The 12,348-nt window shown below is 68.0% G+C and carries 9 protein-coding genes; 6 read left to right on the top strand and 3 right to left on the bottom strand.

Features of this window, described 5'->3' with window-relative positions:
- Nucleotides 1–89: 89 nt before the first annotated feature.
- The gene (locus ACFQU4_RS24520; protein WP_377497002.1) at nucleotides 90–890 is read right to left on the bottom strand and encodes an IclR family transcriptional regulator; all 801 of its coding nucleotides are present in this window, start codon (nucleotides 888–890) and stop codon (nucleotides 90–92) included.
- A gap of 108 nt (nucleotides 891–998) precedes the next feature.
- Between ACFQU4_RS24520 and ACFQU4_RS24515 the strand changes: the two genes are divergently transcribed.
- Nucleotides 999–1,472 carry a RidA family protein gene (locus tag ACFQU4_RS24515; protein WP_377497000.1) on the top strand — a complete coding sequence of 158 codons (474 nt, stop codon included), beginning with the start codon at nucleotides 999–1,001 and terminating at the stop codon, nucleotides 1,470–1,472.
- Nucleotides 1,473–1,610: 138 nt separating this feature from the next.
- Entirely contained in the window at nucleotides 1,611–4,376 is a 2,766-nt protein-coding gene (locus ACFQU4_RS24510) for an NEW3 domain-containing protein (RefSeq protein ID WP_377496998.1), read from the top strand.
- 74 nt (nucleotides 4,377–4,450) lie between these two features.
- Here the strand turns inward: ACFQU4_RS24510 and ACFQU4_RS24505 are convergent, their stop codons facing one another.
- Nucleotides 4,451–5,575, bottom strand: coding sequence for a mandelate racemase/muconate lactonizing enzyme family protein (locus ACFQU4_RS24505; protein ID WP_377496996.1), 1,125 nt, complete (start codon nucleotides 5,573–5,575; stop codon nucleotides 4,451–4,453).
- Nucleotides 5,572–6,414, bottom strand: a complete 843-nt coding sequence (locus ACFQU4_RS24500) for a hypothetical protein (protein WP_377496994.1) — start codon at nucleotides 6,412–6,414, stop codon at nucleotides 5,572–5,574. Before ACFQU4_RS24500 ends, ACFQU4_RS24505 begins: the two co-directional genes overlap by 4 nt.
- A 135-nt stretch (nucleotides 6,415–6,549) precedes the next feature.
- Between ACFQU4_RS24500 and ACFQU4_RS24495 the strand changes: the two genes are divergently transcribed.
- The 4 genes from ACFQU4_RS24495 (at nucleotide 6,550) to ACFQU4_RS24480 (ending at nucleotide 12,341) form a co-directional block, all read left to right on the top strand.
- Nucleotides 6,550–7,995, top strand: a complete 1,446-nt coding sequence (locus ACFQU4_RS24495; protein WP_377496992.1) for a hypothetical protein — start codon at nucleotides 6,550–6,552, stop codon at nucleotides 7,993–7,995.
- Between the two features lie 214 nt (nucleotides 7,996–8,209).
- Nucleotides 8,210–10,204 (top strand): ABC transporter substrate-binding protein, encoded by a 1,995-nt coding sequence (locus ACFQU4_RS24490; RefSeq protein ID WP_377496989.1) that lies wholly within the window; start codon nucleotides 8,210–8,212, stop codon nucleotides 10,202–10,204.
- Between the two features lie 2 nt (nucleotides 10,205–10,206).
- Nucleotides 10,207–11,199, top strand: coding sequence for an ABC transporter permease (locus tag ACFQU4_RS24485; protein WP_377496987.1), 993 nt, complete (start codon nucleotides 10,207–10,209; stop codon nucleotides 11,197–11,199).
- Complete coding sequence (locus ACFQU4_RS24480) at nucleotides 11,196–12,341, top strand: ABC transporter permease (RefSeq protein ID WP_377496984.1); 1,146 nt, start codon at nucleotides 11,196–11,198, stop codon at nucleotides 12,339–12,341. Before ACFQU4_RS24485 ends, ACFQU4_RS24480 begins: the two co-directional genes overlap by 4 nt.
- Nucleotides 12,342–12,348 lie beyond the last annotated feature (7 nt).

Below are 12,348 nucleotides of genomic sequence, written 5' to 3'. Positions count from 1 at the left end.
GATCACCCCCGACGTCGAGGATTCGAAATAGCGAAGATACTTTCACCTCGCCGAACAAAGGCTAGTGCCGATCCGACGTCGATGCAAGATCAGCGCAGGGCGGCGTGATACCCGAGGCGGGTGGAGATGGTGGCGGCGATATGGGTCAGACCGTCGGTGGTGCGCTTGAGCAGGTCACCGACCAGGTCGCGCTTGAAGCCGGTGACACCGACCGCGCCGGCCGGGCCTCCCTCGGCATCGAAGAACGGCGCCGCGACGCAGGCGATATCGGCGCGCTCCTCCTCCACCTCGATGGCGTAGCCACGGGTCTTGATCTCGGCGAGCTGGTTCAGGAACGCCTTGCGGCCGGCCGGGAGCGCGCCGGGACCCTCGCCCTTGCTCATCTGGTTGAGCAGCGGGCTGAGCCGTTCCTCGTCCAGGAACGCGGCGATCGCCTTGCCGAGCGCGGTCAGGTTGTACGGCGCCATCTTGCCGGGATAGGTGTCGAACTGGATGAAGTCGGAGGTCGCGGCCTTGGCGACATAGACCACCGAGGCGCCGTTCAGGACCCCGATGTGCACCGGCATGTTGATCTCGACGGCCAGCGCGCGCATCTCGTCCTGAGACACGGTCGCAAGATCAACTTTGCGGACCAGCTGGGTGGCCAGCCCGTACAGGCCGAGGGTGGCGCGCCAGAAATGACTCCGGCCGACCACCTTGCGCGCGGCGTACCCGCGCTGCTCCAGCGTGTAGACGATGGAGGCACAGGTCGCCAGCGGAATCCTGGTCGCCTGGGCCAGCGCGGTCAGGGTCATCCCGTCATTGGCCGCGACCAGGGTCTCCAGCACGGTCAGCGTGCGCGCGACCGACTGCGACGGCGCCTTGGTCTCGGTCGTTGTGGTCCCTGCCATACCGGACAGAATAGAGGCACCCGGCTGGCGTACGCCCGATCATCTCTGCGAAACTTCGGAGACATCTTCGAAATCTCGCATGCTGACCGCACCGGAGGAGCTTTTCCCGTGACCGCCGCCGAACGCCACCAGTCCGCCGCACCCGAGCCGACCGCCCAGACCACCCCGCCGACGATCGCCCCGGCCCGGATCTACGGCAACCAGCTGATCACCTCGGGTCAGACCGCCCACATCGACGGCACGAACATCGCCGAGGGCATCGTCGGCGACGGCATCGATCTTGACACGGCCCGGCGGTGCGCCTGGCAGTGTGCCCGCAACGTGGTCGAGGCGGCGCGCGGCGAACTGGCCAAGTCCGGCCGCGATCTGGACGCGATCACCGGAGTCACCCGGGTCACGATCTTCGTGGCCAGCGCGCCGTCGTTCACCGACCAGCATCTGGTCGGGCACGCCGCGACGCAGTACTTCCTCGAGGTGTTCGGCCCGGAGATCGGGTTCCACACCCGGGCGGCACTCGGCCTGGCCGCACTGCCGACCAACAGCCCGGTCGAGATCGAGGCGATCTTCCAGCTCGCCGACTGACCGAACCAGCACGAGGCGCCGCATCCGATTCGGGTGCGGCGTTTCTGCTTTTCCTGGACACCCTCTAGACAAGCATGATCAACTCCGGCTTTGCTTTTCTGCAATACTAAAACATTTTTCGAAATGCTGGAGGATCCCATGAGAATGGTTCCGATCGCCTCCCTTTCGCTGATCGCGCTGCTGGCGCTCGCCGCGTCCATGCTGCCGTCGCCCGCCGACGCCGAGCCGCGCCAACCCGGGGAGCCGGCCAAGATCAACTCCGTCCACCGACCTCCCGGCGGGATGCTCGCCGCCCAGACCGGCGGCAACACCGTCGGCGACGTGATCAGGGAAGCCGAACCGCGCGCCGACGGCTATCGTCACATCGACACCCCGGCCACGATCCGTTCCCTGCAACGGGTCGGCGTGAACACGTACGTCTATCTGATCTGGAACTCCCCCGCCGACTGGCAGGACCTGATCGAGGAGTTCGCCCCCGCCGCGGCCGAGGCCAAGATCGATCTCTGGCTCTACCTGGTGCCGCCGTCGGAGTGCCAGGACGATCCGAAGCCCCATCTCAGTGGCCGGTGCTCGCGACCGTTCGAGAAGGACTACGTGCGCTGGGCCGAGGAGATCGCCAAGCTCTCGGTACGCCAGCCGAACGTGCTCGCCTGGGCCCTGGACGACTTCTTCAGCCAGCTGCCGCCGGAGCAGGTGGCCGAGATGCAGCGGGTCCAGAAGTCGATCAACCCGAACCTCGGCTTCTACACCACCGTCTACTACGACGAGGCGGTCAACCCGGAGTTCTACGAGCGGTACGAGGGCGTGATCGACGGGATCATCTACCCGTACACGGGAGCGAACAGCAACACCCAGGACGCCTCCCGGATCGGCCCGAATCTCGACCTGATCCTGGCCCAGACCGAGCAGCACGACCTGGGCGTGGTGCTGCTGGCCTACACCGGCCGCTACCTGTCGGCGATCGTGCCGCCGACCGACCGGTACATCCATGACGTGATCAAGGAGACCCAGCCCTATCTCGACTCGGGACGGCTGCACGGGATCACCCTGTACGGTCTGCCGATCGCGGGCGGGACGCAGATGTCGGACTACAACCGGGCCCGGACCGGCGCCGGTTGGCTCAGCCTGGCCCCCGAGGTCTTCGCCCGGACCCAGGCCGGCGACTACGCCCAGGCCGAGCAGAAGATCACCGTCGATCCGGACGCCGAGTCCTACGGCCTGGAGTTCTCCGACTTCGACACCCACTACGACCAGTACGGCACCGCCACGACCTATCACACCCGGCAGGTGCTGATCGACGGCGAGGTGGTCTGGGAATCCGACCGGCCGGGCTCCGGCGGCACCTGGCACCGCCGCTTCGTCGACCTCACGGAAGCCTTGCAGGGAAAGACATCCGCCCGGCTCACCCTCCGGCTGACCGACAAGACCGGCCTCAGCCTGTGGACCGGCGTCATGATCGACGACGTCACCGGCCACGGCCTCACGATCAAGAACGGCGGCTTCGAGACCCGCGGCGACTGGGAGGTGACGACCAACAACTCGGCCATCCTGCCGGGCCTGCACCACTTCTCCGACTTCGACCCGGAGAACGCGCTCCAGGCCGCGGCCGACGCCTTCCAGGTCCGGCCGTTCCAGCCGGACCGACGTCCCGGAGCTCCGGTGCTCGGCGACGCCATGTACGGCAGCGGCCGGCTCCGGCTCGCGGTCGAGCCGTTCACCCGGACCGCGGCGGGAACCTGTGTCAGCGCCAGCCAGCGGCTCGACGTCGATCCGGACTCGCCGCGGTACGAGATCGACTTCTTCGAGTTCAGCCCGCACGCGACCTACCCGGGCTTCCTGGGGGCGCACCAGCTGACCGTCACGGTGGACGGCGAGACCGTCTGGACCCGGGACGCCAACAGCGTGTATCCCTTCTGGGAGAACGGAAACGGGCTGCAGGGCCCGGTCGACGTGACCGAGTTCGTCCAGGGCAAGAAGAACGTCACGCTGAGCTTCCGGCTGTGCGGGCTGCAGCATTCCGACACCCGGCCTAACCCGCCGATCGACATCGGCTTCGACCGGCTCCGTACCGTCGGGCTGACGGGTGAGAACTTCGACTTCGAGGAGGAGGACGGCTGGACCTTCGAGTCCGACGCCGAGGGGCTGACCGGCAGCGTGCTCACGAAGGCTGCCCGGGCCGAGGCGCCGCCGGTGGCGGCCCGGGCCCAGAACCGAGTGGCCCGAGCCGGTGGCGAGGTGACGATCCCGGTCGCGGTCGGCAACGAGAGCGCGGAACAACTCACCGGAACGATCACGCTCGACCTACCCGACGGCTGGGACGGCGATGGTACGGCCACTCCCCTCGATCCGGTCCCGGCGGGCGGTTCGGCGTCGGTCGAGCTGCCTGTGACGGTGCCGGCCGGGGCCGCCGAGGGCAGCTACTGGGTCGTCGCCACGGCGAAGACCTCGGCCGGCACGGTCCGTACCGCGGCCCGGATCCAGGTGATCGGGACCAAGATCGAATTCACCCCCGGTACGGTCGCCGAGGGCCCGTGGCTGGACCAGGCCGGCGGCTCCCAGCTGGACGGCGAGATCTTCGACGGCCGGGGCCGGTTCGCCGACGGGGCGACCTCGTTCACGTACCGCGTCGATCTGCCGGCCGATGTCACCGGAGGCACGCTCACCCTGCACATCGGCAACCAGTACAAGGTCTCGGTCTCCGCGGACGGCCGGACCTGGCGCACCGTGCTGACCGAGGAACGTGAGATCCGGGACCTGTCCAACCTCGGCGATCGCACCCTCGACCTGGCCGATCTGGACGCGAAGGGCGGGACACCGCTGTTCGTCAAGGTCGAGGACAGCTTCCCGACCGACGGCTGGGGTGGCTGGCTGGGCCGGTTCACCCTGACCATGATCACCGAGTAGGCCGCAACGATCCCTGAGCTTGTCGAAGGGCAGCCACACCAAGGCCCTTCGACAAGCTCAGGGCGCGAAAGCCTTCAGCGGAAGGCTTCCTCGAGATCTTCCGTAAGGGTCACTCCGAGCCCGGGTCCGTCGCCGAGACGGGCCCGGGCTCCGGTGGCGTCCAGGCCGCCGGCCAGGATGTCGCTGGAGTAGTAGTGCGCGCCGATGATGTCGGACGGGATCTCCTCCGACAGCCGGTCCAGCGCGCAGCCCACGTGCAGCTGGGCCGCGGCACCGAGGCCCAGTTCCCCGTTGGAGCCGATGATCACGTCGAGGCCGGCCGCGGCGGCGATCCGGCCGATCGCGACGGCCCGGCCGGGCCCACCGCTCTTGCCCACGTAGAGGCTGATCACGTCGGCCGCGTCGGCCGCCAGCACGGCCATCAGGTCGTCCAGCCCGAAGACGCTCTCGTCCGCGACGATCGGCAGTCCAAGATCACGCAGCGAGGCCATCCCGGGCAGGTCGCCGGGCTGCACGGGCTGCTCGAAGAACGCCGGCCCGTACGGCAGCAGCCGTTGCCCGGCCCGTCGGGCGGCGGTGCGGCTGTAGCCGCCGTTGGCGTCCAGCCCGATGAAGGTGTCCGGACCGACCAGCTCGCGCAGCTCCCACAGCCGCGCCACATCGGTGTCGACGTCCATCCCGATCTTGATCTTGTACGACCCGAAGCCGGCCGCCCGGGCGTGTTCGAGGCCGGTCCGCAGCCGGTCGCCGTTGCCGCTGAGCGAGCACTTGACCGCGATCTCGGTGCGCCGCGGGCCGCCGAGCGCGACCGCGAGCGGCACGTCCAGCGTGCGCGCGTACGCGTCCCAGAGGGCGATCGAGATCCCCGCCTTGGTGAACGGGTGCCCGGCCAGCACCGTGTCCATCGCGGCCTCCAGTTCGGCCACCGGCGTCAGCGGCTTGCCGATCAAGGCCGGCCGCAACACGGTGTCGATCACATGCTGGGCGGTAGTCGAGTCCTCGCCGCTCCAGGTCAGCGTCGCGCTCACCTCGCCGATCCCGGACACGCCGGCCGAGGTGATGATCTTGACCAGCAGGAAGTCGCTCCGGTCGTGGGTGCCGCGGGCGCCGCTGACCAGCAGCTCCGGCTTGACCCGGGGACTGATCGCCACGGTCTTGAGCTCGGCCACCGTGGCCTGCAGGGAACGGTTCACGCTCACTGATTCTCCTCCTCGCCGATCCAGCGGATGTCGATGGTCAGGTCCAGCACCTCGCCGGGACGGAGCAGGTCATCCATCCGTTCGGCCGGACTGGTCACCGGCTCCACGCAGATCCCGTCCGGGTGCACCGAGTAGACCGTGACATAGGGCGAGTCGTGCGCGATCTCCAGCGACCCGACGCCCGGCCAGGTCAGGGTGGTCGGCCCGCCGACCCGGAGGCAGTCGTTGAAGTCACGCTCCGCCGGGTCGACCGACTGCCAGAGCCCGGTCGGGGCCTCGTCGGGGTCGCGGTGCTGCCGCCGGACCGGTCCGGTCAGGCCGAGCTCGACCGGTGCCGAGCCGGCCAGTTCCCTGACGAACCAGGGGTGCCAGCCGATCGCCGCCGGCTGCTCCTGATCACCGGCCTCGACCCGGAGCACGACCCGGAGCCGGTCCTCGGCGAGCTCGGGCATGATCATCACCCGGCCGCCGAACGGCCAGCCCGCCGCCACCCCGTCCGGCCCGCCCAGGTCGCAGACCAGCCGATCGCCGTCGATCCGCCAGGGCAGCTTCCAGGTCAGCCCCAGCACGGCGTGCCGGCCATCGTCGGTGGCCAGCCAATGGGTGTCCCCGGCGAAGTCGAACGTCGCGTCCCGGATCAGGCTGGTCCACGGTGCCATCACGAAGGATCCCCAGAACCAGGAGCCGCGCGGCGGCTGCGGCTCGGCGGGTCCGACGATCACCTCGTGACCGTTGAGCACCAGGGAGGTGAGCCGTCCGGCCTCGGTGCTGAACCGGGCGGCGCTGCGGCCCGCCTCGAGCGCCAGGGTCTCGTCCTGTCCATGATCATCACTGCTCATCCGCGCGTCCCGTCCTCCGTCACGGCCGTTGCGATCCGCCAGACGGTAGGTTACCTTGATCAACGAGATATTGGTCTTATTTTCCGTAATTCGAAGATAGCCATCAGCGTTGGCTCGATCGGAGCACCGACAACCATGTCCCAAGATCAACTCCCCCGACGTTACCGCGCTCCCGGTTTCAAGGCCGGCCTGCCGCCGGGCGGCATCAAGTCCGCCCTCCCCGGCGGCAACACGGTGGGCGGCTGGATCCGCGAGGCCGAGCCGCGCAAGGACGGCTACCGGCACGTGGACACCCCGGCCATGATCGAACTCCTGCAGCGGATCGGCGCGAACCACTACTTCTTCGGCATCTGGGACTCGCCGACCGACTTCGACGACCTGCGGCTGGAGTTCGCGCCGGCCGCCCAGGCCGCCGGGATCCAGCTGCTCCCCTACATCGTGCCGCCGACGGAGACGTACAGCTGGGGCCGGGCCTCGCGGCCGTACGTGATGGACTACCTGGCCTGGGCGAAGGCGCTGGCCGAGCTGTCGCTGGAGTACCCGGTGCTCACCGGCTGGGCGATCGACGACTTCGACTGCGGCGACAACCCGGCCGTGTTCACCCCGGAGTACCTGGCCGAGATCCGGGAGACGCAGTTCGCGATCAACCCGGACCTGGGCTTCTTCACCTGCGCCTACTACGGGTCCGCCACCTCGGACGAGTTCATGATCAAGTACGGGCCGTACATCGACGGCATCATCTATCCGTACCTGGACGGGCCGAACATCAACACCATCGTGGCCGACCGGGTCCGGCAGGACATCACCGAGATCAACGAGGTCGCCCGCCGGCACGACGTCGGGTTGATCTTCCTCGTCTACACCGGCCGATTCCTGGACGGCGTCCTGGCCCCGACGGCCGAGTACGCCGGAGCCTGCGTCAGCCAGGCCGTCCAGGCCGCCGCCGAGGGCGAGACGTTCGGCGTCGTCTCGTACGGGCTCCAGGTCGACGGCGCACCGACGGTGGCCAACGAGCGGCGGTCCATGTACGGCGACGGTCGCGGCGCCCTGGTCGCCTCACACGCCGGCATCAAGGCCGGCGACTACGCGGAGCTGTCGACCAAGATCACCATCGACCCGGACAGCCCGCGCTACGAGCTCAGCTTCTGGCACTCCAGGGCCCTGCAACTGTGGCGGATCCCGCAGCGCGGCGACTTCCGGATCCTGGTCCTGGTCGACGGCGCCCAGGTCTGGGCGGCCGACGTGCACGACGCGACCTGGCAGCAGCTCTGGGTGCAGGGACTCGACCCGCAGGGCCAGTTCGACGTCACCTCGGCCATGATCGACAAGACCGAGGCGACCCTGAGCTTCCGGCTGACCGCCCTGCGCGACGTGTCCGGGCGCAGCGTCGATGTCGGAGTTGATCACCTGGAGACGATCGGCTTCACCATGGCCGATCCCGGCTTCGAGGACGCCTCCGCGTGGCAGGTCAGTTCGTCCGGCGGGCCCATCGTGGGCCTGGTCGACGTGTTCGTACCGGATCGCCCGGAGCAGATCATCGAGGCCGTCGCCACCGCGTACCGGCAGCAACCGCAGGACTGAACGGGTTCCGGCCGGGCGCTCAGGGAACGTTCGGGTTACAACGATCCAGGAGTGCCCGGCAACCCTTGACGGGCCGTTCACGGCGGATTTAGATTCAGAGAACCATCGAGACATCGAAGTTATATCCGATATTTGGAAGATAGTGGTTCGGGGGGCACTGGGGCTCCAGCGGTCACGGCGCCGCCCACCCGACGTATCCGAGTGAGGTAGAGCCATGACATCGCCCCTGAACCACACACTCGACCGCCGCAACTTTCCCCGCCGTGACCTGCTCCGCGCAGGTACGGCAGCGGCAGCGGTCACCGCATTGGCCGGCTGCTCGGCGCTGGACATCGCGCCGGACACCGGCGGGCAGGCCACCGGACCGGCCCTGGACACCACGCAGAAGCAGTCGCCGATGTTGCAGAAGCTGGTCGACAGCGGCAAGCTCCCCGATCTTGCCGAGCGACTGCCGGAGACTCCGCTGCAGATCCCGATGCAGCAGGAGCTCGGCCAGTACGGCGGCACCATGCGCCGCGGCCAGGTCGACACCGGCGGCACCGGCGGCCAGTACATGGTGTTCTCAGGCCTCGCCGAGTGGAGCCCGACCACCCCGGGCAAGCCGCAACCGGGCCTCGCCGAGAAGTGGGAGATCAGCCCGGACGGCCGGGTGTATACGTTCACACTCCGCAAGGGCCTGAACTGGTCCGACGGCGAACCATTCACCACGGCCGACCTGATGCACGTGTACGAGAAGGTGATGCTGAACAAGGAGCTCAGCCCGGTCTTCCCCGGCTGGCTCACCGTCGCCAAGAAGCCGGCCGTGTTCGCCGCGCCCGACGACATCACCCTGACCGTGACGTTCGCGGCACCGCATTCGCTGTTCCTGAAGTTCCTCTGCTTCATCCCGTTCGGCGGCTGGCTGATCCAGCCCAAGCACTACCTGTCCCAGTTCCACAAGGAACTGGTGAGCAAAGATGATCTTGCCGCGGAGATCAAGAAGAACTCCGCGCCGACCTGGATGGACCTCTACAACAACAAGAACAACACGAACCTGAATCCCGATCGCCCGGTGCTCGGGCCGTGGCGGCTGACGAAGGCGATCAACGCCACCAACACCACCGGCAAGCTGGAGCGGAACCCCTATTACTGGAAGGTCGACGAGGCCGGCCGGCAGCTGCCCTACCTCGACTCCGCCTCGTTCCAGGTCCTGTCCTCCGACGCGATCGGGTTGCGGGCCGCGAACGGCGAGCTGGACATCGCGCTCTGGGACCTGCCGGAGACCTCGCTGCCGGTGTTGATCAAGAACCAGGACGCCAAGCCGTTCAAGGTGCTGCGCTGGCAGACCGACGCCAACACGTCGATCCTGCTGAACCAGAGCCACAAGGACCCGGTGATCGCCGAGCTGTTCCAGAAGCTCGACTTCCGGGCCGGGTTCAGCCACGCGATCAACCGGACCGAGCTCAACGACGCGCTGCTGGCCGGGCAGGGCAAGCCGGTGCACCCGTGCGGCCAGGTCGGTGACGAGTACTTCACCGAGGGCATGGGCCAGCGGTTCATCGAGTTCGATCTCGACGAGGCCAACAAGCGGCTGGACGCGGCCGGGCTGACCAAGCGGGACGACAAGAACATGCGGCTGCGCCCGGACGGCAAGCCGATGCGGTTCACCATGCAGACCTTCCCCGTCGGCGTCGGCCTGAACCAGATGACCGTGCTGGAGTACGCCAAGCGGCACCTCGCCGCGGCCGGCATCGACACGGTGATCAAGACGATCAGCCAGGACCTCTGGTACACCGAGATCCCGCAGGGCAACTTCGACATCATCTGCTACCCGTTCCCCGGCTACCAATGGGACATCGACCCGCTCTGGTACGTGCCGAACTCCAACCTCACCTACTGGGCGCCGCGGTTCGGCACCTGGAGCTACGACCCGAAGAACAAGTTCGCCGCCGAGCCGCCGGAAACGATCAAGAGCCTGCTCGACCTGTACGACCAGCTGAAGGTCGCCCCGAATGACGAGGAACGGATCCGGTTCGGGAAGGAGATCACCAAGTTGCACGACGAGAACGTGTGGATCATCGGCACCATGCCGCTGCCGTACACCCCGATGGTGGTCGCGGACGACCTGAAGAACGTCCGGCCCGAAGCGGTGGCGAGCTTCCGGCAACACTATGAGGGAGCGACGGACCTGGCGCAGATCTTCTACGCCGAACCCGCCAAGCACGCCTGACGATGATCAAGTACGTCGTCCGGCGGATCCTGTTGATGATCCCCACCGTGTTCGCCGTGTCCCTGGTGTCGTTCCTGGTGATCCAGCTGCCGCCGGGCGACTACCTGACCACGGTGCTGGTCAACCTGCAGCGGGCCGGCCAGGTGGTGCAGCCCGAGCAGCTGATCGCGCTGCGGCAGCGGTACGCCCTGGACCAGCCGATCATCGTGCAGTACTGGACCTGGATCACCAACATCATCTTCCGCGGCGACTTCGGCCAGTCGTTCAGCTATTCCCGGCCGGTCTCCGAGCTGCTGGCCGAACGGATGCCGCTCACCCTCGGGCTGGGCATCACCGCGTTCCTGATCGGCTGGGTGATCGCGCTGGCGGCCGGGATCTACTCGGCGGCCCGCAAGTACGGCGTGGTCGACTACATCATCACCGTGCTGGCCTTCCTCGGCGTCGCGGTGCCGGGCTTCCTGATCGCCCTGGTCTGCATGTACGTGCAGTTCCAGGTGTTCGGCTGGAGCGTCGGCGGCATGTTCTCCGCCGAGTACGCCCAGGCGAACTGGAACCTGGGCAAGCTGCTCGACCTGCTCAGCCACCTCTGGCTGCCGGCGGCGGTGCTGGTCACCGGCGGCGTCGGCGGCACAATCCGGGTGCTCCGGGCCAACCTGCTCGACGAACTCGGCAAGCCGTACGTCGTCGCCGCCCGCGGCCGCGGCCTGGACGAACGCAGCCTGCTGCTGCGCTATCCGGTCCGGGTCGCACTGAACCCGTTCATCGCCACGATCGGCTGGGCCATCCCGGCGATCTTCGACGGAGAGGTGCTGGTGTCCACCGTGTTCGGGCTGGAGACGACCGGACCGCTGCTCCTGCGGGCCCTGCAGAGCCAGGACATGTACCTGGCCGGCAGCGTGCTGTTCATCGTCTGCGTGCTCACCGTGATCGGCACCTTGATCAGCGACCTGCTGCTGGCCGCGGTCGATCCCCGGGTCCGGGCCGGTCTCGCATGATCAACGACACCTTGGAGGAAACGCGCCCGGAGCCCGTCGAAGGGCCCGCATCCGCACCCGACAAGCGATCCGTCGCGACAGCCTCGCAGCGGCAGCTGATCTGGTGGCGGTTCTCCCGGCACAAGCTCGCGGTGATCAGCCTGTTCGTGCTGTTGATCTTCTATCTGGTCGGCGCGACCTGTGAGTTCGTCGCGCCGCGGGCCCAGGACACCGCGCTGCCGCAGGCCACCTACTCGCCGCCGCAGTGGGTGAAGGTCTCCCCCACCGCGCCGCACCTGTACGTCAACGGCGTGGTCGGCGTGCCCAACGTGGACACGCTGAAGCGGGACTACCGGATCGACGAGAGCGTACGGATCCCGGTCGGCTTCTTCGTCAAGGGCGATCAGTACAAGCTGTTCGGGCTGATCCCCGGCGACGTCCACCTGTTCGGATCGACGGAACCCGGCGCACCGGTGTTCCTGCTCGGCTCCGACCAGCAGGGCCGGGATCTGTTGTCCCGGTTGATCTACGGGGCCCGGATCTCGCTGTCGGTCGGCCTGATCGGCGTCGTGCTCAGCCTGACCCTCGGGCTGCTGCTGGGCGGGCTGTCCGGCTACTTCGGCGGCCGGATCGACAGCGCGATCCAGCGGATCATCGAGTTCTTCATCTCGATCCCGACGCTGCCGCTGTGGCTCGGCCTGGCCGCCGCCGTGCCACCGGGCTGGGACTCGCTGAGTACGTACTTCGCGATCACGTTGATCCTGTCCCTGATGGGCTGGACCGGGATGGCCCGGGTGATCCGCAGCCGGTTGCTGCAGATCCGGCACGAGGACTTCGTGCTGGCGGCGGAACTGGACGGGGCCCGGCCGCTGCGGGTGATCGGCAAGCACATGCTGCCGGCCTTCACCAGTCACATCATCGCCTCGCTGTCGCTGTCCGTACCCGGGATGATCTTGGGCGAGACCTCGCTCTCGTTCCTCGGGCTCGGGCTGCAGCCGCCCGTGGTCAGCTGGGGTGTCACGCTGGGCGACGCGCAGTCGATCCGGGTGCTGGCGGAGGCGCCCTGGATGCTGTTCGCCGGGCTCGCCGTGGTGATCACCGTGATGGCCTTCAACTTCGTCGGCGACGGGCTCCGTGACGCCGCCGACCCGTACGGAACCTAGGAGCGAG

The sequence above is a fragment of the Microlunatus sp. GCM10028923 genome (assembly GCF_042666975.1).
Classification (GTDB): domain Bacteria; phylum Actinomycetota; class Actinomycetes; order Propionibacteriales; family Propionibacteriaceae; genus Microlunatus.
The sequence above is the reverse complement of the archived record's forward strand: the minus strand, read 5'-3'. Positions and strand labels throughout refer to the sequence as shown.